Origin of the sequence: Streptomyces sp. NPDC056479, assembly GCF_042795335.1 — a bacterium.
GTDB lineage: Bacteria > Actinomycetota > Actinomycetes > Streptomycetales > Streptomycetaceae > Streptomyces.
Map to the genome: position 1 here is coordinate 1053518 of NZ_JBHTRZ010000003.1, position 25181 is coordinate 1078698.

General features: G+C 69.9%; 18 protein-coding genes. 5 read left to right on the forward strand and 13 right to left on the reverse strand.

Annotated elements, in window-relative coordinates:
* Positions 1-164 precede the first annotated feature (164 nt).
* From ACFQ6S_RS16175 to ACFQ6S_RS16195, 5 genes are all read right to left on the reverse strand, one after another.
* On the reverse strand, positions 165-1052 hold the full coding sequence (locus tag ACFQ6S_RS16175; protein WP_383408991.1) for a FadR/GntR family transcriptional regulator: 888 nt from the start codon (positions 1050-1052) through the stop codon (positions 165-167).
* A gap of 163 nt (positions 1053-1215) precedes the next feature.
* The gene (locus ACFQ6S_RS16180; RefSeq protein ID WP_383408994.1) at positions 1216-3186 is read right to left on the reverse strand and encodes an ATP-binding cassette domain-containing protein; all 1971 of its coding nucleotides are present in this window, start codon (positions 3184-3186) and stop codon (positions 1216-1218) included.
* Between the two features lie 207 nt (positions 3187-3393).
* A complete protein-coding gene (locus ACFQ6S_RS16185; protein ID WP_274244220.1) occupies positions 3394-4152 on the reverse strand; it encodes an NUDIX hydrolase in 759 nt (252 codons plus the stop codon).
* A 406-nt stretch (positions 4153-4558) separates the two neighbouring features.
* On the reverse strand, positions 4559-6475 hold the full coding sequence (locus tag ACFQ6S_RS16190) for a glycogen debranching N-terminal domain-containing protein (protein ID WP_383409299.1): 1917 nt from the start codon (positions 6473-6475) through the stop codon (positions 4559-4561).
* 860 nt (positions 6476-7335) lie between these two features.
* On the reverse strand, positions 7336-9117 hold the full coding sequence (locus tag ACFQ6S_RS16195) for a DUF4192 domain-containing protein (RefSeq protein WP_383408997.1): 1782 nt from the start codon (positions 9115-9117) through the stop codon (positions 7336-7338).
* A 205-nt stretch (positions 9118-9322) separates the two neighbouring features.
* On the opposite strand from ACFQ6S_RS16195, the gene ACFQ6S_RS16200 reads away from it, so the two are divergent.
* Together ACFQ6S_RS16200 and ACFQ6S_RS16205 are read left to right on the forward strand one after the other, a co-directional pair.
* Complete coding sequence (locus ACFQ6S_RS16200) at positions 9323-11488, forward strand: RecQ family ATP-dependent DNA helicase (RefSeq protein WP_383408999.1); 2166 nt, start codon at positions 9323-9325, stop codon at positions 11486-11488.
* 314 nt (positions 11489-11802) lie between these two features.
* Positions 11803-12438 carry a hypothetical protein gene (locus ACFQ6S_RS16205; protein ID WP_383409002.1) on the forward strand — a complete coding sequence of 212 codons (636 nt, stop codon included), beginning with the start codon at positions 11803-11805 and terminating at the stop codon, positions 12436-12438.
* A 332-nt stretch (positions 12439-12770) separates the two neighbouring features.
* Here ACFQ6S_RS16205 and ACFQ6S_RS16210 read toward each other — a convergent pair whose 3' ends face one another.
* The 3 genes from ACFQ6S_RS16210 to ACFQ6S_RS16220 form a co-directional block, all read right to left on the reverse strand.
* Entirely contained in the window at positions 12771-13412 is a 642-nt protein-coding gene (locus ACFQ6S_RS16210) for a hypothetical protein (protein WP_383409005.1), read from the reverse strand.
* Positions 13413-13480: 68 nt separating this feature from the next.
* Complete coding sequence (locus ACFQ6S_RS16215; RefSeq protein ID WP_383409008.1) at positions 13481-14182, reverse strand: ribonuclease HII; 702 nt, start codon at positions 14180-14182, stop codon at positions 13481-13483.
* A gap of 82 nt (positions 14183-14264) precedes the next feature.
* The gene (locus tag ACFQ6S_RS16220) at positions 14265-14888 is read right to left on the reverse strand and encodes a TetR/AcrR family transcriptional regulator (RefSeq protein ID WP_383409011.1); all 624 of its coding nucleotides are present in this window, start codon (positions 14886-14888) and stop codon (positions 14265-14267) included.
* Positions 14889-15073: 185 nt separating this feature from the next.
* On the opposite strand from ACFQ6S_RS16220, the gene ACFQ6S_RS16225 reads away from it, so the two are divergent.
* Positions 15074-16621, forward strand: a complete 1548-nt coding sequence (locus ACFQ6S_RS16225; protein ID WP_383409014.1) for an MFS transporter — start codon at positions 15074-15076, stop codon at positions 16619-16621.
* A 382-nt stretch (positions 16622-17003) separates the two neighbouring features.
* Here ACFQ6S_RS16225 and ACFQ6S_RS16230 read toward each other — a convergent pair whose 3' ends face one another.
* The 3 genes from ACFQ6S_RS16230 to ACFQ6S_RS16240 form a co-directional block, all read right to left on the reverse strand.
* Positions 17004-17909, reverse strand: coding sequence for an ADP-ribosylglycohydrolase family protein (locus ACFQ6S_RS16230; RefSeq protein WP_383409017.1), 906 nt, complete (start codon positions 17907-17909; stop codon positions 17004-17006).
* A 12-nt stretch (positions 17910-17921) separates the two neighbouring features.
* Complete coding sequence (locus ACFQ6S_RS16235; RefSeq protein ID WP_383409020.1) at positions 17922-18581, reverse strand: histidine phosphatase family protein; 660 nt, start codon at positions 18579-18581, stop codon at positions 17922-17924.
* Positions 18582-18700: 119 nt separating this feature from the next.
* On the reverse strand, positions 18701-19306 hold the full coding sequence (locus ACFQ6S_RS16240) for a YdbC family protein (protein WP_383409023.1): 606 nt from the start codon (positions 19304-19306) through the stop codon (positions 18701-18703).
* Between the two features lie 156 nt (positions 19307-19462).
* Here ACFQ6S_RS16240 and ACFQ6S_RS16245 point away from each other — a divergent pair, with 156 nt between their 5' ends.
* A complete protein-coding gene (locus ACFQ6S_RS16245; protein ID WP_383409026.1) occupies positions 19463-19996 on the forward strand; it encodes a TerD family protein in 534 nt (177 codons plus the stop codon).
* Positions 19997-20146: 150 nt separating this feature from the next.
* Here ACFQ6S_RS16245 and ACFQ6S_RS16250 read toward each other — a convergent pair whose 3' ends face one another.
* Together ACFQ6S_RS16250 and nrdR are read right to left on the reverse strand one after the other, a co-directional pair.
* Positions 20147-23041 (reverse strand): vitamin B12-dependent ribonucleotide reductase, encoded by a 2895-nt coding sequence (locus tag ACFQ6S_RS16250; protein ID WP_383409028.1) that lies wholly within the window; start codon positions 23039-23041, stop codon positions 20147-20149.
* A gap of 164 nt (positions 23042-23205) precedes the next feature.
* On the reverse strand, positions 23206-23775 hold the full coding sequence (gene nrdR, locus ACFQ6S_RS16255) for a transcriptional regulator NrdR (protein WP_383409031.1): 570 nt from the start codon (positions 23773-23775) through the stop codon (positions 23206-23208).
* Positions 23776-24340: 565 nt separating this feature from the next.
* Between nrdR and lexA the strand changes: the two genes are divergently transcribed.
* Positions 24341-25120 carry a transcriptional repressor LexA gene (gene lexA / locus ACFQ6S_RS16260; RefSeq protein WP_093911680.1) on the forward strand — a complete coding sequence of 260 codons (780 nt, stop codon included), beginning with the start codon at positions 24341-24343 and terminating at the stop codon, positions 25118-25120.
* Positions 25121-25181: the final 61 nt, after the last annotated feature.

Here is a 25181-nt window from a genome sequence, read left to right on the forward strand (position 1 = left end):
CTGGTGTCGGGGGTCAGTCGTCAGGGGGTGATCCCCCCTCTTCCCCACTCTTGGGCACGCGGGAGTTCGTGGAGGCTCCTCTTTGTCCCGACGGGAGGGGGTGCGCAGGCCTGGAGCGCCACAGGAGGGGGAGGCGTTCCGGGCCGCGCCACCCTGGTGCGCGGTCAGTGCTCGCGGGGCGCGGGCACCACTCGCTCGACCTCGGGATGGACGGTGAGCAGCTGGCGCATGGCCGACTCGGCCGCCGCGCCGTCGCCGGCGGCGAGGGCGTCGACGATCCTGCTGTGGTGCGCCAGCGACGTCTCGTTCGGCCGGTCACAGCCGGTCACCGGACCGCCGGAGACCTGGAGAGCGGCCGTCACGATCCCCGAAAGGTGCTCCAGCATGCGGTTGCCGGCGACCTGGATGAGCAGCGAGTGGAACTCGGCGTCGGCACGGGAGAAGGTGAGGACGTCGCCCTGGCCCATCGCGTGGTTCATGATCTCGACCATGTCGCCGAGCCGCTGCTGGACCTCGTCGCGCCCGTGCCCGGCGGCAAGGCGGGCGGCGAGCGGCTCGATCGTCCAGCGGAGCTCGCTCAGCTCGCGGCGCTGGTCGTCGCGCTGCGGCCCGTAGGCCCGCCACTCGATGATGTCCGGATCGAGGAGGTTCCAGTCACTGACGGGGCGCACGCGCGTGCCGACGTTCGGGCGGGCGCTGACCAGGCCCTTGGCCTCCAGGACGCGCAGCGACTCACGGACGACCGTGCGGGAGACCTCGAAACGCTGGCCGATCTCCTCGGGCACCAGCGGGCGGTCGGCGCCCAGGTCGCCGGAGACGATCATCTGGCCGAGCTGTTGGACGAGTTGGCCGTGCAGCCCGCGTCCGCGGCTGCCCGCGGCTCGCCGGCCGACCCGGCCCAGTTCCGGATCCGCGCCCTCCCAGGCGGGGGATCCGACGCGGTCGGCGATGGGGGCCTCGGCGTAGGGGTAGCGGTCGAGATCGCCCGGGCCGGCGAGTCCGGAGTCGGCGGCGCGGGCGGCGGTCATCATGGTGTGCGCAAGGGTACTCACGGATCCTTTGTCGGCGCCGTCTCCAACTCCCTTGAGGTCTTTGGTGAAAAGCACACGAAAGGGTGATCGCTCACCCCGTCGCAATTGACGCCTTATCGGAAAGAAATGGGCTTTCTCGGGGGAGTTGTGAGCACGACAGAACCGAGAACGGCAGGGACGGTCGTCATCGGACCCTGCTCCTCAGGATCGTGAAGAGATAGGCGCAGAGCAGCGCGGTGAGCGACAACGTCAGTGCGCCGCCGACGGGTTGACCGATCACGCGGGCCACGGCCGCCAGATATCGCTCCCCCCCGAACGGCCACTGCGACAGGAGCAGCTCCCGCAGCCGCAGCGGAAATCCGGCCGCCGTCCGCACGGACGGCCCTTCCAGGACCTTCTGGACGAGGGGTACGACGACGATGGGCACCGTGACCACCGCGGCGAGCCCGGCCGTGGTGGACCGGAACAGCCCGGCGGCGAGCACTCCGGCCCACGCGCAGCCGACCACGAGCCCGATCCAACTCGCGCTCAGCGAAAGCCAGTCGGTGGGAACTTCCGCGAGCTCCCGTCCGTAGACGAGGTAGAGCACCTCGATGTCGCAGCCCAGGGTGAGCACGGCCAGCGCCAGGGCGGTGGCGGAGGCGACCAGGAGTTTCGCGGCCAGCAGCCCCAGCCGACGGGGGACGGTGCCGCGATCCGCCGCCAGGGCGGGGTGGCGGAATTCGTCGCCGAACGCGATCGCGCCGAGCAGCCCGGCCCCGAGCGCCGCGGGCGGCAGCGGAAGCTCCCGCGGCCACGCGACCAGCAGGCGCGCGTGTGGCGTGTGTCCGATGCGGGCCAGCATGACGGCCATGAGGGCGGACACCACGAGCACGACGGCCGCGGTGACGAACCCCGTGCCGACACCGACCGCGCGCCGCAGCTCGTACCGGAGGGGGCGGAGGGGGCTGGGGGCGGGGCGGACGGAGATGGGGGGCGGGAGATCGGGGAGGGCGTCGAGGCGAGAGGCGGACGAACGGGCACCGGCGGTCTTCGACGAAGACCCATCCACGCCGCCCTGTGAGCCCTCCGGGGACTCGTCGTGCGCAGTGTCCCCGGCCTGCCCTCCGAGGGCGGCCTGCGACGCCTCGGACGCCGCCACGAGCTCGCCTGCCCCGACCTGCTCCTCGCCCTCCATCGGTGCGGTATCGGCCCGACGCCTGCGATCGCCGGCTGCTCCCCCGTTGCGGTACGCCACCTCCGGCGCATCGTCGGCCAGGAGTTCGGGCGAGCCGGTGTCGGGCCCCATGTCTCCGATCTCATCCGCGAGTTGGTGCACGAGAATGCCGTGGCGGAACGCGATCTCGCCGACGGCGGCGCAGGTACTGCCGTACACCGAGATCCGGTTGCCGTTCTCGCGGATGACCTCGACGGAGCGGTGCGCGGCACGCGCGTCCTTGGTGAGCAGGGCGGCGAGGCGCGAGGCGTGCGGGGTGCGGACGGCGACGCGTGGGCGCAGCCGGGTGCGTGCGAAGTCGGCGGCGTCCTGGTCGGCGACGAGCGTGCCCCGCTCCAGCGTGACGACCCGGTCGGCGGTGCGCGCGGCTTCCTTGGGGTCGGCCGTGGTCAGCAGGACCGTGCCGCCCTGGGCCGCGTGCGCGCGCAGCGCGCCGTGCAGCCAGCGGCGCTCTCGGGTCGTGAGCCCGTCCGCGGGACCGTCGAGCACCAGGGTGTGCGGATCGGCCAGCAGCGCGCAGGCCAGACCGAAGCGGCGGTCCATGCCTCGCGAGAGGCTGCCCAGGCGCTCGTCACGCAGACTGACGAGGCCGACCACCTCCAGGACCTCGTCGGCGCGCCGGGCCGGAACTCCCGCGGCGGCACACAGCATCCGCAGATGACCGCGCACCGTGCGTGCCGGATGCCCGGGTACATCGCCCAGCAGCACGCCGACCTCGCGTGACGGATGAGCGATGCGGCGCAGGGGACGGCCTCTGAAGAAGGTGATCCCACGGCCCTGTTGGAGTTCGAGCATGAGTCTGAGCGCCGTCGTCTTGCCCGCGCCCGACGCTCCGAGCAGCGCGGTGACATGGCCCGCGCGCGCCTCGAAGGAAACGTCGTCGACGGCGGGGGGAAGCTCCTTGCGAGGGTTGCTGGTCAGTCCGATCGCCTCGATCACCCGCAGCAAGATAGCGCGCTATGTCCGTTTTTTCGGGGAGGGCAAGGCGTGCTGCGCTGGGGACATTCGGGCCGGTCGGGTACCAGTTCGTAGCGGGGCAGGAACTTGGGCGCGTCGGAGGGCATCCGGAGTGGCGGCGCGCCCCTGGCTCTTCCGCCCTCGTGCGCCCCTGGTTCCCGTGACTGTGGTGTGCCCCTGGCTTCCTCGTCAGACCTCGGGTCGCAGCATCGGGGGGTTGAGCAGCGTGGCTCCACCGGCCCGGAAGAGTTGGGCGGGGCGACCGCCCTGACGGGTGGTGGTTCCGCCGGTGGGAACCAGGAAACCGGGCGTGCCCGTCACCTTGCGGTGGAAGTTGCGGGGGTCCAGCGCCACACCCCACACCGCCTCGTACACCCGGCGCAGCTCCCCGACGGTGAACTCGGTGGGGCAGAACGCCGTGGCCAGCGACGAGTACTCGATCTTCGAACGGGCCCGCTCCACACCGTCGGCCAGGATCTGCGCATGGTCGAACGCGAGCGGCGCGACCGGTTCGCCGTCGCGGCCGTAACCGCCCTGCTGCAACAGCTCGTCGACCGGCGCCCAGCGGGCGTTGCTGGCGTCGCCGCCCGCGCGCGGCGCCGGCAGGTCCGGGGCAAGCGCCAGGTGTGCAACGCTGACCACCCGCATCCGCGGATCCCGCTTGGGGTCGCCGTACGTCGCGAGCTGCTCCAGATGCGCCCCGTTGTCCTGTGCCGGTACGGCAGGGTCGTGGGCGCGCAGTCCGGTCTCCTCCGCCAGTTCGCGCGCGGCGGCCTGCGACAGGTCCTCGTCCGCCCGCACGAACCCCCCAGGCAGCGCCCAGCGCCCCTGGAACGGCGGTTCACCCCTGCGCACCGCCAACGCGCACAAGGCATGGCGACGCACGGTCAGCACGACCAGGTCCACGGTGACGGCAAAGGGCGGAAACGCTGACGGGTCGTAGGGCATGCGGCGATCATAGTCGTCTGCCTGACGATAAACACTCCGTTCGTCGAGCCGGTCGATGGTTGATCCAATCCGGTCGGGTATGGGTCCTGGGGTCTTGTGGCGTGTGGTGTCGGCTCTTGCGGCGTACGAGGTTGTAAGTGGGGTTGTACGAGGTCAGACCCGCTGTGGTGGGGACGCATGCTCGCCGGGCGCAGCGGTCAGGGGCGCGTTCGTGTGGGGTCACGCCCGGCGTCGCATGGGGTCACGCCCGCTGTTGTGGTGAGCATGCTCGTCGTGGTTGTGGGCACGGTCGGCGCCGCCGGGGGACACGCCGCTGTTGTGGTGGGCATGCTCGCCGTCGTTGCCGTCACTGTCGGCGTCGTGGGGGGTTATGCCCGCTGCGAGGTCGCGCCCGCTGCCGCATGGATCACGTTCGCAGTTGCAGCCCGTCGGCGGCCTCCTCGACCATGGCGAGACCGAGCCGACTGACCCGTACGGAGAATGGTGCGCCGGCGACCCGAAGCCCCGTCAGGGCGATCTCACCGAGCGGCGCACTGCGCATGGGCCGCAGCGTGACCGTCCTTGCCGGGGCGTCCGGGCGTAGGCCGGCGAGGGTCGTCAGCAGCTGCACCCCGGCTGCCGCCGCCGTGGCCGCGGGACGGCAGGCCGCCGGATGCGGTAGGGGAACGCTCCCTTCGGTGCGCCGCTCCCCCGCGTACATGTCGGGCAGCCGGTGCCCGAACTCCTCAGCAGCCGCCAGTAGCCCCCGCAGCAGTGCGCTCGCCTCCTTCTCGTAGTCGGCCGCGGCGAGGCCGGCGACGGCAACCGCCGTCTCGTGGACCCTCACAGCGCCACTTCGGTGACCGAACGGGTTGTGTCCCGTCTCCTTCACGCTCAGTCCACGCAGGCCCCAGCCCGAGTCCATGGCCGGACCGCCGAGCAGCCGGGCGAGCTGCTCGGTCTGCACCTTGTCGAGCAGGCCGGGGGCCCTTTCTCCTTCGCCCAGCAGGCCGGTGTCGAGCAGATGGGCGGCAGCAGCGCCCAGGAACGGCACGGGGCGTCCGTCCGGGACACGGGCAGCCGCGGGTCTGCCGCCGCTCAGGTCGTCGATCCAGAAGTCGGCCCGGAACACCGTCCGCAGTGCCCCCGCCCAGTGCCGCAGCTCACCACCGCCCGGTCTGCCGCAGGCGTCGAGCAGATCGGCGCCGAGCAGTGCCGCACGATGGGCGTGGGCCTGGGTCTCGCAACGGACAGGGCCGCCGGGTTGTGGGTCGGGCAGATAGGTACCGCCTCCCACAGTGGTCCGCAGCCAGGTCAGGCACCGCTCGGCCGCTGGGAGGAGTTCCTCGGTCTCGGTATCGGGCATCCCCCAGCGTCGGGCCTCCGCGAGCAGCGCGGGGAAGAGCAGCGTGGCCTCCGTGCCCGTACAGCCCGGCGGGAGACGCGGGCCCGCGTCCCGTCTCGGCCCAGGGATCATGCCGAACTGAGGTCCCTGGCCCAGGAGTTGCGTGCGAGCGAGAGTTCGCAACGTGCCTACGGCGAGGCGGGTACCTAGGGGCAGGGTCATCCGGGCCGCGGCGAGCGCCTCGGCCGGAGCCAGGCCGCACCGCCAGGGAACCCCGGCCGCCAGGTAGGTGTCGGTGGGGTGGGCGGGGTCTCGCAACAGGAGGGCCTGGAGATCGTCGATGCTCGTGCGCAGCAACGCCGCCACCCTGGGATCGTCCCCGGCCGCCTGTGTGGGCGCGAGTGGGCTGGTCGCGGCCCGGCCCACGGCGCGGACAGGTCCGGCTCCGTCCGGTCGCACTCGCAGCTCGATGCTCGCGCTGCCTCCCGGGGGCAGTTCGAACTCCCAGCGCAGCAGACCTGCGGACGCCAGCGCGTCGGAGGGCGGCGGGTCGGCCGTGACCACCGAGTTCCCCTTGGCGGACGACCAGCGCAGGCCGGAGTCGTGGACGCTGGCCGGGAGTTCGGGTCCCGAGTCGCCGCACGCGATGGCACCGAGGTCGGCGAGATCCGTGGCCAGAGCGATCTCGATCGGCAGCCGTAGGGCGCGGACGGCCGCACTGCGCAGCGTGATCCGCTCCGTGCCGTCGGCATGACGGGTGCGCTCGACGACGACGTCCGGATCCGGGCCGGCCTGCGGAGAGCTGCGTAGAGTGCCGACGAAGCGGACGCGGTCAGCGGCGGTCATCCGAGCCTGGACGGCGAGCGGCTCACGTCCAGCGACGCGGATCTGACAGCGCGAGAGTACGCGTCGGCCCGCGCGGTAGAACCCGTCGAGTCCCCGGCCGGTCAACTGGCCTTGGTCCGTGGAGATTGCGAGGCCTGGCAGGGCCACGCAGATCAAGGCGTCGTGGGTGGAGGGCAGGGCGGCGGAACGGCCTGCGGTTGGTGGCTGGACGGGCAGCGGCTGGGCTTGGGGCAAGGAGGCAGGCGGGCGTTGGGGCGCGGATGAGGGCAGGCGTTGGGGCGGAGACGAGGGCGGGAAGCTCGGGCTCGGCCTTGTGGGCTGGTGGAGGAGCTTGGCCTCCCGTACCTGAGCCTCCGGGCCACCGCCCTGGCCTGCCGTGGGCCACCGGGCAGGACGCGGTAACCGGTCAGTGCTTCGGGCAGCGTCGTTCGGAATTGCGGCAACGTGCCGACCCGCGCGCCCCTCGGCCGGGCGCGGCCCCACGTCCTGCCTCTGGGAGGGCACCGGCCCACCGGTTGTCGAACGATCATCGGCGGCCGGGGAGATCGGAGTCGGCTGTGACATAGGGCGGCTTCCTCTGCGCTCATCGCACCACGGGCGAGTGCGGCGCCGGCTGGGGGATCCGGAGTGACAGGGGCGGTGCGACGGCGCTGCCGGTCCAGGCGTACCGCCACTCAGGTGAACGGGGGGAGATCCCTCCAGGTCACGCCCGTCTGGCGGTAGCCCGGCCGACGCCCCACCTCGTTCATCGGAATCGTCGGGTGGGACGAGGTGCTGCGGGGTGCTGAGGCGCAGGTCGGCGGTCCATTCACGCTGTTGGCTGGGGCCACCAGGCTCGCGAAGCCGATCGTCGCGGCGTGGATCACGGACTCCACGACCGCAGGCGTGGCAAGCGCACCTCGCCCGGCGGCTGCCGTCACCTCCCCGGCCTCGAGCAAGCCGGTGGGCAGGACCGTCGCCAGCAAGGCGACACCCTTCAAGGCGGCCCTGCTCAACGCGCTGCCCGCGACGCCTCACTCGTCCCCGTCCCCACACGCGGTTCCGGCACGCCCGCTATCGGGAAGAGACTCCCCCCGACGCGCGGCTCCCCTCTTCGAGGTGCGCGGCGCCGTGCTCTTCGCACCACGCGAAGCCGCGCTCCTCAACACGCGCGGTGCGGTGCCGCCCGGCCGCTCGGACCCTGGACGTGCAACCGAAGGCGTACGAGGACGGATCGACCCCCGCCCTCGCCCGGCGGCCCTTGTGGACCGAGAAGGGCTGCCGACCGAACCCACTGGGGGCCGAGAACCGCGAGGATCATCCGCACCTGGCGTCGGCGCGATGGTGGCGGGTTCCACCACATCACGCCGCTCCAGCTCCCTGACCTCCTCCGGCTCCGGCTCCCCGACCTCCCCCGGCTCCGGCTCCCCGACCTCCCCCGGCTCCGGCTTGTCCCGACGCCCCGCATCCGTCCGCTCCCGCCCAGTTCGTTCGGTGCGCAGGCAGCGCCGGATCGACTCTGGGTCCAGGCCCTCATTGCAGGCCTGATGCAGCAGACGGGCGAAGAGGTAGTCGGAGTCGGCGCTGAGGGCCATGGCGAGGGCCTCGCGGGCCTCCAGCTCATCGCCGCTCGACCAGGCCACCCAGCCGGCCAGAGTGAGCGGCGCCGCAGCATGCTCGCGGTACGGTCCGACGCAGCGGCGGGCCAGTGCTCGCCAGAGCCGTAGGGCGGGGCCGGCCTCGTCGCCCTCCATCCACTCGGCCACTCGGTCGCGCATCGCACGGTCCTGCAGGCCCAGAATGAGCCTCGCCGCTTCGTTGTGGTCGAGCAGTTGGTCGTCACGCAGATCCGCGGTCAGGGTGCCTGACATGGGCGGGGCCTCGGCGAACCGGCTCTTGAGCCGCTCGGCGAGCTCCAGAGTCTCCTCCGCCACGCCCGGGCGGGTCGCATCGTCGATGATCCTGGCGACCAGCTCGGCCCCGGCGGTGTCCAGCGCGGTCTCCTGTTCCAGGGCGGCGCTGGTCTCCCAGGGCAGCAGCCTGGCCCGCAACTCGCGCAGGGTGCCGCGCACCTGAACTCCGGCATAGGCGGCCGCGGCCGCCAGCACCGACGTACCGGGCAGGCCCATCGGTCGGCCCTCGGACGGACAGCACTCCGTCCTGTCGCAGCAGTAGGACCAGAATCGGCCGTCCGAGATGCACAAGGCCTCGATCACCGGCACGTCCAGGCTCCCGCACGCGACGCGCATCTTCTGGGCCAGCGGTCGCAGTCGTTCCATGACCTGCCGGCCTGTCTCGCCCTTCGCCGGTTCCTGGCAGAGGAACGCGACCATCTGCTCCGGCCGCGCTCCCCTGCGCTCGCTGCCCGTCACCAGTCCGTGGGCCAGTTGTCCGGCCGCGGCGTCCCAGTCGTCGGCGCTCGCGGGAATGCCAAGCCGTGCCCGGCCACCGAAGCGGCCACGGCCGTCCTTGTCGTGCAGCGCGACCAGCACGATGCTCTCCTCGACGCGGTATCCGAGGAGGTACGGCAGGGCGTCGGCCAGTTCGGCCGGGGAGCGCAAGGTGACCTGCTGCTCGGGGAGGTGCGCTTCGTACGGCGTGCAGTCGAGGGGGTCTACTGGGCGCGAGCGTCCTCGGACTTCGTCATGCCCGCCATGCCCATGCCCACGATGCCCGCCGTGCCCACCCTGTCCGCGCCGCACATCGTGCACATCACGGGCCGCGTTCGGGTCAGTGGCTCCGGGGGCGCGGTGCTGCTCCTCGCCCGAGGTGCCGTCGTTGTCAGAAGATCCAGTCGTGCCGCTGTGGTTCGTCATGCGCCGACGATCTCGCGGATTGCCAGACTCCGCTTTGGCCTGTGGATAACTCCGACCAGGGACACGACAACCCCGGTGCGCGGGGGGCAGCAGCCTCTCATCCATCCCACCACCGTTGTCGCCCACCCCTCCACCACGCCCGCCGAGCCGCCGCCCCGCCCCGCTCGCCCCCCGTCTGTCAGTCCCGTCCTGTTGTATGGAACCCATGGAGCACACGAGCAACGCGGATCTCCGGGCGGCGGCCGACGCGGTCCTCGCCCGCCTCGTCGGGGACACCACGGGCACGGCCCGGCTGCGCGAGGACCAGTGGCGGGCGATCGAGGCACTGGTCGCCGACAGACGCCGCGCCCTCGTCGTGCAGCGCACGGGGTGGGGCAAGTCCGCGGTCTACTTCGTGGCCACGTCCCTGCTGCGGTCCCGTGGCAGCGGCCCCACCGTGATCGTCTCCCCGCTGCTCGCGCTCATGCGCAACCAGGTCGATGCCGCCGCCCGGGCCGGCATTCATGCGCGGACCATCAACTCCTCCAACACCGAGGAGTGGGACACGATTCAGAGCGAGATCGCTTCCGGCGAAGTCGACGTGCTCCTCGTCTCACCCGAGCGCCTCAACAACCCCGACTTCCGCGACCAGGTGCTGCCCAAGCTGGCCGCGGCGACCGGCCTTCTCGTGGTGGACGAGGCGCATTGCATCTCGGACTGGGGCCATGACTTCCGGCCGGACTACCGGAGGCTGCGCACGATGCTCTCCGATCTCCCGCCCGGAGTGCCCGTGCTGGCGACCACCGCCACCGCCAACGCGCGCGTGACCGCCGACGTCGCCGAACAGCTCGGCACGGGTGGCAGCTCCGACGCCCTGGTGCTGCGCGGTCCACTGGACCGGGACAGCCTGAGCCTGAGCGTCCTGCGTCTGCCGGACGCAGCGCACCGGATGGCCTGGCTCGCCGACCACCTCGACGACCTGCCGGGCTCGGGGATCATCTACACGCTCACGGTGGCCGCCGCCGAGGAGGTCACTGCCTTCCTGCGACAGCGCGGACACACAGTCGCTTCCTATACCGGCAAGACGGAGAACGCCGACCGTCGGCAGGCCGAGGACGACCTGCTCGGCAACAGGGTCAAGGCCCTGGTGGCCACCTCAGCGCTCGGCATGGGCTTCGACAAGCCCGACCTCGGCTTTGTGGTGCATCTCGGTTCGCCCTCCTCGCCCATCGCCTATTACCAGCAGGTCGGTCGCGCCGGACGCGGCGTCGAGCACGCCGAGGTGCTCCTCCTTCCCGGACAGGAGGACGAGGCGATCTGGCAGTACTTCGCCTCACTCGCCTTCCCCTCGGAGGACCTGGTGCGCCGCACCCTCGACGTCCTCGCACGGTCGGACAGAGCCCTGTCGCTGCCCGCCCTGGAACCCCTGGTCGAGCTGCGCCGGTCTCGGCTGGAGACCATGCTCAAGGTCCTGGACGTGGACGGGGCCGTACGGCGGGTCAAGGGCGGCTGGATCGCCACCGGGCAGCCATGGGCCTACGAGGCCGAGCGGTACGACTGGGTTGCTCGGCAGCGCAGGACCGAGCAGCAGGCGATGCGCGACTACGCCTCGACGACGGCCTGCCGGATGGAGTTCCTCCAGCGTCAGCTCGACGACGAGGAGGCCAAGCCCTGCGGTCGCTGCGACAACTGCGCGGGCGCCCGCTTCACCGCCGACACATCCACGACCGCGCTGGACGCCGCGCGCGACGACCTGGGCCGGGCGGGGGTCGAGGTGGAGCCGCGCCGCATGTGGCCGACCGGTCTTCCGGCGATCGGCGTCGACCTCAAGGGACGCATCGCCGCCGGCGAACAGGCTGCGCCGGGCAGGGCATTGGGACGCCTGTCCGACATCGGCTGGGGCAACCGGCTGCGACCGATGCTCGCGCCCCACGCCCCGGACGGCCCCGTGCCCGACGACGTGGCGAACGCGGTCGTGGGTGTCCTGGTCGACTGGGCCAAGGGCCCCGGCGGCTGGGCCTCCGGGGCGCAGGACGCTCCACCGCGCCCGGTCGGCGTGGTCACGATCGCTTCCCGCACCCGGCCGCAGCTGATCAACTCGCTGAGCGCGCGCATCGCGGAGATCGGCAGACTCCCGTTGCTGGGTTCCCTGGACTACACCGAGGAGGCGGCCCCGGCCTCCCGTAGCAACAGTGCGCAGCGGCTGAAGGTGCTCGACGGCGCGCTGGTCGTACCACCCGCCCTCGCCTCTGCTCTCGCCGAGGCCCAGGGGCCCGTACTGCTGGTCGACGACTTCACCGAGACCGGCTGGACTCTCGCCGTCGCGGCGCGCATGCTCCGCCGGGCCGGGGCACAGGGGGTGATGCCTTTGGTTCTGGCCATGCAGGGCTGATCGCGACCGGCACGGAGTGCGGCACGCGATTCCACCGCAGCCCTGGACGTGCGTCCGCTTCAAGACGTAGGACCTGGTTGTGCAGGGTCGCCCCACGCATCCCAAAGTCATGCACTGGGTAGGGATATAACCCGCGCACCAGCAGATATCGGTCGGTGGCCCCAATTGCTCGTTGCCGCATCCAGGTTCGACAGGAAGAATTGGAGTCCGCTCCCCGCGCGGCTCGTCCGTGATCCGGAAGGGCTCTGCTGCGGTGTGCGCGCCCCCGAATCCGACCTCGCCCGCAGTGTGGGCGCGTAGCCGAAGGGAGGACCGTGACCTTCGGATTCGCTCCGTCCTCCGCGGCGTCCATGTCGACGTCAGCCGACCTGTCCGCCGCATCCGTCAACCCCCTGGCCCGCATGCTCGAACCCGCGGAGTGGGCGGCGGCCGGTATCCCGCTGCTGCGCAATCCTCGCGAGGTCGTCAGCGGTCTCCACTCACGGCACCGTCCCAGGCCGGCGACCGCGATCGTCGCGGTGCTCGACTCGGAGGAACGGCTGTGCGCGAGTGCCTCGTTCACCCGCCGACCGGCTCCGGCCGACGGTTGGATGTTCCGCAACGCGCTGCTCGCCCAGTTGCGCCGAGTCATCCCGCACGACCTGCGGCGCCGCACTCCCGTGCGCACCGCCGTGCTGCTCTACTGCCGTGACGGCGATGCCCGTTGGACGGAGGAGGACGGCGCCTGGATGTGGGGCCTGCGTGACGCCTGCACCCTGCACGGCCTGCGCTGCGGCGCCTACATAACGCTGACCAGCGACGGCTGGCAGGTCCTCGGCGAGGGTCGCGGCGGCCGCCGGCCCAACGTCGACTCGTCACCGGAGCCCTTCGCGACGTCCGAGTCACCCGTGCCCCTGCCACGCACCGGCGGCGCGGCCTCAGAGGTTCTGCGGCGCGCGGCTGCTCGCTGAGAGCACAGCCGTCCGCTGACGGCGCGAACACCCACTGACCGCACAACCGGAGAATCTCGACCGAAGCCACACTCGCGCCGTACGGGCGCAGGCAATACGACGGCGAGGTACGACGGCCCCAACTGGCCGGCGCCGCCACGCTCCCTCCGAACATCCCTCGCGCATGGGAATCGCGGCCCGAACCGACGAGGCCTGCAAACGGCGAACTCTCCGCTCGTGCGCCCACACTCGTCCGCGCATGCCGAACGCCTCACCGTGCAGAGACGCCGCCTCAGCGGCGCCCCGTCCCCCCGCTGTCCCGCGGAATGTCCCCCGGACGAACCGGAACCGGATCAGACGCCCGCGCCCAGCACCGAGTTGATCCGCTGCGGGTCACCGCAGACGATCAACAGGGCACCGGCCCGGCCGAGGGCCAGAGGCAGGGCGTCGGCAGCAACGGTGTCGGGACCGCCGTTGACGGCCACCACGACCACGGGCCGCACGGTGGCGCGGCTCACGACGGAGGCGTCGGCGTAGAACACGTCGTCGCCCGAGTCGTGCTGAGCCCAGTAGGAGGTTTCACCGAAGGACAGCTCGTGAGTGGCCCACGGATGCTGTTCGCCGGTGGTGATCACCAGCACCTCGCCCGGGGCGCGACCCGAGTCCAGAAGCAGGTCGACGGCTTCCTCGGCAGCGTCGAGCGCGCCTTCGGGGGAGGCCGGGATCAGCTGGATCTGCGGGGTCGCCGACGCCGGAGCGGGGGCGGCAGGAGCAGGGGGGCCCGACGGTCCGGGCTTGGCCACGGCCGCATCGCGCGGCGTACGTTGCACCGGCGGCGCGGGCCGCACCGGCCCGGGTCGGCCGGGACGCGACGGAGCCGCAGGACGCGGGCCGGGTACGGGGCGAGGGGTCGGCGCGGTACGGCCAGCGGCCGGAGTGGCGCGGGGACCCTGGGCACTCTCGTGAATCTGAGGCTCCTCGGGAATGAGAGGCATGAGCTGATTTTTATCAAACGCTGGTACGGCTCGCGTCGGCGGGTGGCACACGAGTGCGAACGGAATCGTCAGAAGTCGAAGCCGAGCTGTCCCTCGATCTCCGGAACGCTTACGTCCACCCACGCACGGACCTTCTTGAGGTGCCGCCACTGGGGCAGCGCATCAAGATACGCCCACGACAACCGGTGGTACGGGGTGGGTCCCCGCTCCGCCAGTGCGGCCTTGTGCACAGGCGACGGATACCCGGCGTTGTCCGCAAAACCGAAGTCTGCATGGTCGATACCCAGTTCGGCCATCATTTTGTCGCGCTGAACCTTGGCGATCACCGAGGCCGCCGCGACCGCCACGCATGACTGGTCGCCCTTGATCACCGTGCGGACCCGCCAGGGAGTCCCGAGATAGTCGTGCTTCCCGTCGAGGATCACGGCGTCGGGGCGGACGGGCAGTGCTTCCAACGCACGCCCCGCGGCCAGCCGCAGCGCGGCGGTCATCCCCCGCTCGTCGATCTCCTCCGGTGAGGCGTGCCCGAGGGCGTATGACGTCACCCACGTCCGCAGCACCTCGGCGAGCTCGTTGCGCCGTTTGATGGTGAGCAGCTTGGAGTCCGTGAGGCCCTCGGGAGGCCGGCGCAGTCCGGTCACCGCCGCGCAGACGGTGACGGGGCCGGCCCACGCACCGCGCCCCACCTCGTCGACACCGGCAATGATCTTCGCTCCGGTCGTGGCTCGGAGGGAGCGCTCGACGGTGTGGGTAGGGGGTTCGTACGGCATGGCGCCCTAAGCCTACGCCGCCCGAAAGCCGCTTCGACACCCTGGTTCTTCGAAGCGACTCGCAGGGCGATGAAGCGATGCGTCAGGTGCCTGCCGGCCGGAGCAGGGGAAGCATCAGCTGGTCGATCATCTCCTCGAGATCCCGATCATTCCATTCGCTTGTGCACATCTTTGATCGGTACATCATCATCGCCGGAATGGCGTCGAAAACATAGCCGTTCGCCGCGTCACCCCGCACCTCGCCCCGCCCAATTCCACGGGTGATGACCTCTCGGAGCAACCTGATCGTCGGCTCCACGACCCCCTCGAAGATCACAGCATGGAAGCGCTCAGCCTGGAGACTGTCGCATTCGTGAATCACCGATCGCAGGGCGAATCCAGGACGGGAGAACATCGCCTCACGCGCCTGACGACACAGCTCGAGCAGATCCTCGCGCACACTTCCGAGGTCGGGGGCCGACTCGAAGCGCGGCAATCCCGCCCGCAGCGCATCGGCGACGAGATCCTCCTTGGACGGCCAGCGGCGATAGACAGCGGCCTTACCGGTCTGCGCACCGGCAGCGACGCCTTCCATGGTGAGGCCGTTCCAGCCGACGGTGCTGAGTTGCTCCAGGGCGGCATCGAGGATCGCGCGTTCGAGCACGGCGCCACGCCGACGGAGGGAGGCCGCCTGAGCGGGGGCGGCCGTCCAGCGCGAGGTAACCATCTGAGCGTCTCCAACGAACAAGGGAAGCGGGATTCCGGGGACTTGGGACCACCGCACGGCAACTACAGGGGACAGGCCGCGCGACGACAATGCAAGTGAACGCTTGCGTTCACTAATGGGGACTCACTACGGTTGACGCGACAGTGAACGCGAGCGTTCACTACGGCACTTGTGGGGGACCCATAGTGACAACCTCTCAGTTGATCAAGGATCAAAAGCCAGGTGCGGCCCGCCGGGAGGGGCATCCCGGCATCGCGCTCGCCGTCATCGCGGCCTGCCAACTCATGGTGGTACTCGACGCGACGATTGTGAACATCGCACTCCCGCACATTCAAGACGCGCTCAAGTTCAGCACCACCGACCTCACCTGGGTCGTCAGCTCCTACACGCTCACCTTCGGCGGTCTGCTGCTCCTGGGCGGCCGCGCCGGTGACATCCTGGGGCGCCGCCGGGTCTTCATGACCGGCATCCTGGTGTTCACGCTCGCCTCGCTGCTCGGCGGACTCGCCCAGGAACCGTGGCAGTTGCTGGCCGCGCGCGTGCTCCAGGGCGTGGGTGGCGCAATCGCCTCGCCCACCTCGCTGGCGCTCATCACCACCACGTTTCCCGAAGGCCCCGAACGCAACCGCGCGTTCGGTGTCTTCGCCGCGGTCTCCGCGGGGGGTGGCGCCATCGGCCTGCTCACGGGCGGCATGCTCACCGAGTGGCTCGACTGGCGATGGGTGCTCTTCGTCAACGTGCCCATAGGCATCGCCATAGCCCTGCTCACGCCGCTGTACATCAGCGAGTCCGAGCGGCACACCGGCCGTTTCGACATAGCGGGTGCACTGACCTCGACGGTCGGCATGGCGTCCCTGGTCTACGGCTTCATCCGTGCGGCGGACGAGGGCTGGCGGGACAACCTGACCATCGGGTCCTTCGGCGCCGCGGTGGTCCTTCTGCTCGCCTTCGCGTTCATCGAGTCGCGGGCCAAGGAGCCGATCACCCCGCTCAGGATGTTCGCCGACCGCAACCGCTCGGGCACGTATGTGATCATGCTCAGCCTCGCTGCGGCGATGTTCGGGATGTTCTTCTACATCGTTCTCTTCGTGCAGAACGTACTGCTGTACAGCCCGATCGAGGCTGGTCTCGCCTTCCTGCCCGTGACGGTCGTGATCGCGCTCGGCGCGGGCCTGTCGCAGCGCTTCCTTCCGGTGCTCGGGCCCAAGCCGTTCATGCTCGTGGGCTCGGCACTCGCGGCGATCGGGCTGGCCTGGCAGACCCTCATCAGCGCCGACAGCTCGTACGTCGGCGGAGTTCTCGGCCCGATGCTGGTGTTCGGCTTCGGCATGGGGCTGAACTTCGTGACGCTGACGATCACCGCGGTCTCCGGAGTCGCCCAGCACGAGGCCGGTGCCGCGTCCGGGCTTCTCAACGCCACGCAGCAGGTGGGCGGCTCGCTCGGCCTGTCCATCCTCACGACGGTGTTCGGCTCGGCCAGCAGGGACGAGGCGGAGAAGCAGCTGCCGAAGTTCATGGCGGAGGGGTCGGCCGAGCAGAAGGCGGAGTTCGCCCAGACGCACCAGCTTCCCGGCCGATGGGGACATGAAGTGCTCACCCAGGGCATCTCGACGGGCTTCGTGGCGGCAGCCGCGATGGCCGTACTCGCCCTGGTCACCGCATGGTTCGTGATCAAGGTCCGCAAGAGCGACTTGAATGCTCTCGCCGGGACGGCGGGCCCGATGGCCGGCTGACCCGGCCGGGTCCTCGACGGGCTGTGGATGGCCGGATCGAGTCCGGGAGACCGACGCCGAGAACGACCGGCCGGCCATCCGCACCACCCTCACTTCGACTGATGATGGGCCGCCCGCGATGGCGCGGGCGAGCAGAAGTCCACCCCACGCGGCGGTCGCCGCGACCAGCAGCACACCCTGCACCGACATGAACCCCATGGCTCCACCCCCTGCGCCCCTCGTGGGTCACCTGTGCATGCGGCCCCAGCCGTCGCACACCAACTGCCACGACAACGCACCGGCGGTCACACAGAGTTCCCGGCAGGCACGGAAAGTTATCGAGGATCCTGGCACGGCAGAGGTAACCGGTGAGAAGTGACCCCGGCAGGGCAGCAAAGCCCCGCTACACCGACGTCGGAACCCACCCCGGCAGCGCCTCGGTCCGCTCCACCCACTCGGTCGGCACCGCCCCGGCCTTCCCGGAGCCGATCACGCCGCCCACGATGGCGCATGTGGTGTCGACATCACCGCCGACCTGCGCGGTCGTCCAGAAGGCCTGCTCGTAGTCGCCCAGGGAGCGTGCGGCCGACCAGAGCGCGAAGGGCACGGTGTCGTGGGCCGTCGTACGCCGTCCGCAGCCCAGGACGGCCGCGACGGTTCCCGCGTCGCCGTAGTCGAGCATGTCCCGGGCGCGACGCAGGCCCGCTCCGACCGCGCTCTTCGGGATCAGGGCGACGACGTCGTCGAGAAGAGACTCGGGGCTCGGCGGCCCGCCGGGTGCGGCGGCCAGCGCGGCAGCCGCGGCGACGGCCATGGCGCCGACCACGGCCTCGCGGTGTTGATGCGTGGGATAGGCCGAGATCTCGGCCTGGTGGGTCGCCTGCTCCGGATCGTCCGCGTACCAAGCGCCGAGGGGTGCGATCCGCATCGCGGCGCCGTTGCCCCAGGACCCTTGGCCCTTGAACAGCGCGGCCGACAGCTCGCGCCAGTCCCCGCCCTCCCGGATCAGGCGCAGCAGCCGGTTGACCGCAGGGCCGTAGCCACGGTCGAAGTCATGGTGCTCGGCGAAGGAGCCGGCCAGAGCGTCCTGGTCGATGCGGCGGTGGGCGGCCAGGACGGCGACCACGGAGCAGGCCATCTCGGTGTCGTCCGTCCACTGCCAGGGGCCGGACGGCAGCTCGCGGCGCTTGAGCAGCGGGTAGTTCACCGGCACGAAGAACTGCGAGCCGAGCGCATCCCCAACGGCGAGTCCGCGCAGGCTGGCGAGGGCGCGGTCCAGGCGCCCTTCGGGTGAGGAGTCAGCGGTCATCGCCCTGCCACTCTATCCGGTGATCCCGTACGGTTCCGGATCTCGCCAACGGTCGAACGGCCGGTCAAGCGTGTACTTGCCGTCGTCTCCGAGAACGAGCATCCGCATCTCCGCGTTCCCCGGGTTCGACAGCGACTCGAAGTCCGCGACCGTCCAGTGGAACCAGCGCATGCAGAACAGCCGCATGGCCAGTCCGTGGGTCACGAGCAGCACGTTCGGTGGATGGTCCGGCGCCTCGAAACTGCGGTACAGGCTCTCCAGGAAGTTTCCGACACGGTCGTACACGTCGGCGCCGGACTCGCCCTGGGCGAAGCGGTAGAAGAAGTGACCGTAGGCGTCCCGATAGGACTTCTGGAGGCGTACGTCGTCACGGTCCTGCCAGTTCCCCCAGTCCTGCTCGCGCAGGCGGGGCTCCTCGCGCACCCGTATGAGCTCAGGGTCGAGGTGGAAGGCGCGCAGCGTCTCATGGGTGCGGCGGTAGGGCGAGACGTACACACTGACGCGCTCGCGGCCGAACACCTCCCGCAGGCGTTTGCCCGTCTCCTCCGCCTGCCGCCAGCCGCGGTCGGTCAGAGCCAACGCGTGGTCGGGCTCACGCTCGTAAACGGTGTCATCAACATTGCCCGTTGACTCGCCGTGCCGGACAAGGACGATGCGCCGTGGTCGTGCCATGCCAAAACCCTAGATCGGCCGACGCCCTATTGAGCACTCAGACGGGCTCCATACGGCGTAGGTCACACATTTCCTGCACCGCCAGCCACAGGGACGCGCACGCGCAACGGGTCCGGAAATCAAACCGTCCAAGTCGCTTCGAGCTCCACGATGTCACCCGTAAGGGCCGCGACGTCAGCCTCCGTCTGGGCTCGCAGTGCCAGCCGCTCCACCCGCTCGGTGCGGTACTTGCCGTGCTCCGCGGCCGACTGCCACATCGACAGCACCAGGAACTCATGACCCGGCGCCTCGCCGAACAGTCCGCGGACCATACCGGGAGAGCCGGCCATGGCGGGGTTCCAGACCTTCTCCTGCATGAGCGTGAAGTGCTCGGCCCGCTCCTCATGGACACGGCAGTGGGCCACCCGGACGAGGTCCGCTTCGGTGAAGCGCGGCTCGAAGCCGGTCTTCACGTCGAAGCGGTAGTCGAAGAGCTTGACCTGCATGTCCTTGTAGGTGCCCGACTGAGCCGCCGCCAGTCTGTCGTGGGAGCGCGCCATGAAGGAGTCGTAGAAGGAACGGCTCTCCCAGAACGAGAAGATGTGCGCTACCCCCTGCCGCCCCCGGCTCCAACCACCGCCCTGCCCCCGAAATCCCGGCTCCCCCAGAAGCCCCGCCCATTTTCGCTGCCCCCGCTCGAAGCCGCGGCGGTCCACCACGGTGCAGCGAATCCACTTGACCAGCACCGCGCCATGGTAAGGCCACGGAGCGTGGCGTCGGTCACGCTCGGCAGGAGAGCTCCCCGGCGCACGATCCCGCGCGCGTGGCAGGATGGACAACCGGCCTTGTCCGATGGGCAGTTCGGGCTGAGGGCAGACGCGTAACGGGGAAGGGGAAGCCTGGTGAACGCCATCAACAAGGGAATCCGGAAAGTCGAGATCTCAGTCAAGTGGGATCCGAGTCCGGCCGGACAGCCGCCCACCGATCTGGACATAGTCGCCGCGACCTATCTGGCCAGCGATCCCTACGGGGATCCCGCCTATGTGGTGCACTTCGACAGCCGCTCTCCCGACGGGACCATCTACCTCAACCGGGACAGCAAGGACGGCAAGGGCTTCGGCTGGGACGAGGTGCTGACCGTGGAGCTCGACCGGCTCGACAGCCGGTACGCGCGCGTGCTGGTCGGCGTGGTGATCCAGCAGCGCCCCGCGCAGCGCACGTTCGTCAGCGTGATCAAGCCGGCCCTGCGTATCCGCGAGGGCTACACCGTCATGGCCGAGGACGATTTCGGCGGTGTCCTCGGGTCGACGGCGGCCACGGTCGCGGAGTTCGTACGTGAGGGTTCGAGCACCTGGGAGTTCCGTTCCGGCATCCAAGGTTTCGAGGACGATCCGTCGACGTTCACAGCGACCATGGGCCGGGCTCGCCGGCCTTGAGAGCCCCTACGCGCGCGTGGGAACGTCCCACGCGCGCGGGGGGACGAACAGCGATGAGGGGTGCCGACCATGTGGTCGGCACCCCTCATCCTTGCGGAGCCTGCCGTCAGAGCCCTTCAGGGGCTACCCAACGGCCGGGCCCGCACGGTGTCAGCTGCAACCGCTGGTCGAGCCGCAGCCCTCGCAGATGTAGCAGGAGCCGGCCCGCTGCATCTTCGTGCCGCAGGAGAAGCACAGCGGGGCGTCGGCCTGGATGCCCAGCTGCATCTCCACCAACTCGGCGCTGGTGTGCGCCTGCTGCGGAGCGGGCTTGGCCGCCTCGACCTCGGCCTTCGGCGTGGCGACGGCCTTCAGCTCCTGGGCGCGCGGCGCCGACTGGGCCAGGCCCTCGACGTCCACCTCGTCATCGCCGGCCTCGTACGAACCGGTCTCCAGGTGACGCTGACGCTCCTCGGCGGAGTGGATGCCGAGCGCGGACCGCGTCTCGAAGGGCAGGAAGTCCAGCGCCAGGCGGCGGAAGATGTAGTCGACGATCGACTGCGCCATCCGCACGTCCGGGTCGTCCGTCATACCGGCCGGCTCGAAGCGCATGTTCGTGAACTTCGAGACGTACGTCTCCAGCGGCACGCCGTACTGGAGGCCCACGGAGACCGCGATGGAGAAGGCGTCCATCATGCCCGCGAGCGTCGAGCCCTGCTTGGACATCTTCAGGAAGACCTCGCCGAGACCGTCGTCCGGGTAGGAGTTGGCGGTCATGTAGCCCTCGGCGCCGCCGACGGTGAAGGACGTCGTGATGCCGGGACGGCCCTTCGGGAGGCGCTTGCGGACCGGGCGGTACTCGACGACCTTCTCGACCGTCTCACGGATGGTGGCCTCGGCCTTCTCCGTGATCTCGGTCTTCTCCTTCTCCTTGGTCTTGGCGGAGAGGGGCTGGCCGACCTTGCAGTTGTCGCGGTAGATGGCGAGCGCCTTGACGCCCATCTTCCAGGCCTCGAAGTAGATCTCCTCGACCTCCTCGACGGTCGCCGACTCCGGCATGTTGACCGTCTTGGACAGGGCGCCGGAGATCCACGGCTGGATCGCGGCCATCATGCGGACGTGGCCCATCGCGGAGATGGAGCGCTCGCCCATGGCGCAGTCGAACACCTCGTAGTGCTCGTGCTTGAGGCCCGGGGCGTCGACGACATTGCCGTTCTCGGCGATGTGGGCGACGATCGCCTCGATCTGCTCCTCCTGGTAGCCCAGGCGGCGCAGGGCCTGCGGGACGGTGCCGTTGACGATCTGCATCGAGCCGCCGCCGACCAGCTTCTTGAACTTGACCAGCGCGAGGTCGGGCTCAAGACCGGTGGTGTCGCAGGACATCGCCAGACCGATGGTGCCGGTCGGGGCGATGACGGACGCCTGGGAGTTACGGAAACCGTTCTTCTCACCAAGGCGCTGCACGTCCTGCCAGGCCTCCGTGGCGGCGGCCCAGATCGGCGTGTCCAGGTCGTCCATGCGCACGGCCGCGGTGTTGGCGTCGGCGTGCTGCTTCATGACACGCAGGTGCGGCTGGGCGTTGCGGGCGTAACCGTCGTACGCGCCGACGACCGCGGCGAGTTCGGCGGAACGCTTGTACGACGTGCCCGTCATCAGGGAGGTGATGGCACCGGCGAGGGCACGGCCGCCGTCCGAGTCGTACGCGTGGCCGGTCGCCATCAGCAGGGCGCCGAGGTTGGCGTAGCCGATGCCGAGCTGGCGGAACGCGCGCGTGTTCTCACCGATCTTCTGCGTCGGGAAGTCCGCGAAGCAGATGGAGATGTCCATCGCGGTGATGACGAGCTCGACGACCTTCGCGAAGCGCTCGACGTCGAAGGACTGCTTGCCCTTGCCGTCGTCCTTCAGGAACTTCATCAGGTTCAGCGAGGCGAGGTTGCAGGACGTGTTGTCCAGGTGCATGTACTCGCTGCAGGGGTTCGAGCCGTTGATACGGCCGGACTCCGGGCACGTGTGCCAGTGGTTGATGGTGTCGTCGTACTGGATGCCCGGGTCGGCGCAGGCCCACGCGGCCTCGGCCATCTTGCGGAACAGGGCCTTGGCGTCGACCTCTTCGATGACCTCGCCGGTCATACGGGACGTCAGACCGAACTTGCCGCCCGTCTCGACGGCCTTCATGAACGTGTCGTTCACGCGGACCGAGTTGTTGGCGTTCTGGTACTGGACGGACGTGATGTCGTCGCCGCCGAGGTCCATGTCGAAGCCCGCGTCGCGCAGGGCGCGGATCTTCTCCTCTTCCTTCACCTTGGTCTCGATGAAGTCCTCGATGTCGGGGTGGTCGACGTCGAGGATGACCATCTTGGCGGCCCGGCGGGTGGCGCCGCCCGACTTGATCGTTCCTGCGGAGGCGTCGGCACCGCGCATGAAGGAGACCGGACCGGAGGCGTTGCCGCCGGAGGACAGCAGCTCCTTGGAGGAGCGGATCCGGGAGAGGTTCAGGCCGGCGCCGGAGCCGCCCTTGAAGATCATGCCCTCTTCCTTGTACCAATCGAGGATCGACTCCATGGAGTCGTCGACCGACAGGATGAAGCAGGCGGAGACCTGCTGCGGCTGGGGCGTGCCGACGTTGAACCACACCGGGCTGTTGAAGCTGAAGATCTGGTGCAGGAGGGCGTAGGCCAGCTCGTGCTCGAAGATCTCGGCATCGGCGGGCGACGCGAAGTACTTGTAGTCCTCGCCGGCCTTCCGATACGTCTTCACGATGCGGTCGATGAGCTGCTTCAGGCTCACCTCGCGCTGCGGGGTGCCGACGGCACCGCGGAAGTACTTGCTGGTGACGATGTTGACCGCGTTCACCGACCAGAAGTCGGGGAACTCGACGCCGCGCTGCTCGAAGTTCACCGAGCCGTCGCGCCAGTTGGTCATGACGACGTCACGGCGCTCCCAGGCCACCTCGTCGTACGGGTGCACGCCGGGGGTGGTGTGGATGCGCTCGATACGCAGTCCCTTGGTCGCCTTGGTGCCCTTGGCGCGGGAACTCCGTGCCGGACCGCTCGCCGTCTCTGTCATGCCGCCTCCCTCTACGGGCGAAAACGCCCTGAAGTGCCCCGATGTTCCCCGTGGCACGTGTTCTGTCTGGTGCTGCGGGCACCTCTGATCGCCACCCGCAGCAGGTCTTCTGTCGCCGCCCTCTCGGCCGGATCCCAGGTCTGACGACCGGGTCCGGCCCGCCCTCAGTCGGCGGCGTTGGCGGGCACGGGGACCTGTGCAGTCCCTCCGGACCCGCGATCGTCTTCCTGGCCCCCCGTGACTGCGTCCACGCCGTCGTCGCGGTCGTCCTCGTCCGCGGCGGGGTGTCCCGTCGTCTCCCTCAGTTCCGCGATCGCTGCATCGAAGTCCTCGAGCGAGTCGAAAGCCCGGTAGACGGAGGCGAATCGCAGATAGGCGACGAGGTCGAGCTCCTGCAACGGGCCGAGTATGGCCAGCCCCACGTCGTGGGTGGTCAGCTCGGCGCTACCGGTGGCCCGCACCGCCTCCTCGACCCGTTGGCCGAGCTGGGCGAGCGCGTCCTCGGTGACAGGTCGTCCCTGGCATGCCTTGCGCACACCGTTGATGACCTTGGTACGGCTGAACGGCTCCGTGACTCCGGACCGCTTGATCACCATCAGCGAGCACGTCTCCACGGTCGTGAAACGACGGGAGCAGTCAGGACACTGGCGGCGCCTGCGGATCGACGTGCCGTCGTCGGTCGTACGGCTGTCGACGACACGGCTGTCGGGGTGCCTGCAGAAGGGACAGTGCATAACTCCGAACCCTCCTCACAGCAGACTCAATAGCCTCGCTGGGCCACATGGGCCCCGCGAAGCAGCCCCAAGCATAGGCGATCTCCGAGGGTCCGAAGACCTGGGGGACCACAACTTCTGGGCTGCTGCTGCAATCCAACCACTAGATGTGGGGATTGGCTCATACATCCAAGCCGTACGCGCGTGTCGCACGGACAGCGGCATGTGCCGTACGGCCACACCCGCGCGCGGTACAACTCCGTTGCACACCCATACCGCTGGGGCACATACGGAGATACCGTGAGCGCCGCACGGAGGGGACGTATGACTCCCGCACAGATGGGGGTCGGTTCCCGGTTGAAGTGATCCCTGATGGCAGACTGGGGCAACAACCCACGAGGTCGTCACCCCGGCGGTGAAGAGTACAACAATGGGCCCTTTTGCCCGCCGGGTAGCTCGTCAGCCATACACCCAGACACGCGATCACGTAAGCCGATCCGCGATTTTTCACTCGAACGTGTGTTTGGCGCAACCTTTCGAAAGCAACTACCGTTGTGCAGCAGGGAGACCATCGAGAGGGGCCGACGTGACCACCACCGCAGACAGTGCCACCATCACTGCCCAGGACCGCTCCCAGGGCCGACTCGAGCCGGTGCATGCGATGAACGAAGCCATGAATCCCGAGGGACACAAGCGTTCCCTGCCAGGTCGACCTCCTGGCATCCGGGCGGACAGCTCGGGACTCACCGACAGGCAGCGCCGCGTGATCGAGGTCATCAGGGACTCCGTGCAGCGGCGTGGCTACCCGCCGTCGATGCGGGAGATCGGTCAGGCGGTCGGCCTGTCGAGCACGTCCTCGGTCGCGCACCAACTGATGGCGCTGGAGCGCAAGGGCTTCCTCCGCCGCGACCCGCACCGCCCGCGCGCATACGAGGTGCGCGGCTCCGACCAGGCCGCCTCCGTGCAGCCCACGGACACGGCAGGCAAGCCCGCCGCGTCCTACGTCCCGCTGGTCGGCCGCATCGCCGCCGGTGGCCCGATCCTCGCCGAGGAGTCGGTCGAGGACGTCTTCCCTCTCCCCCGGCAGCTGGTCGGCGACGGTGAGCTGTTCGTCCTGAAGGTCGTCGGTGACTCGATGATCGAGGCCGCGATCTGCGACGGCGACTGGGTAACGGTCCGGCGCCAGCCGGTCGCCGAGAACGGCGACATCGTGGCCGCGATGCTCGACGGCGAGGCCACCGTGAAGCGCTTCAAGCGCGAGGACGGCCACGTCTGGCTCCTCCCGCACAACTCCGCGTACGAGCCGATCCCCGGCGACGACGCGACTATTCTAGGCAAGGTGGTGGCGGTGCTGCGGCGCGTGTAACGGCTGCGGCGGGCGAAGTCCGAAAGGCAATCGCCCTCTGACCGGGCCCCGGGACCCCTGC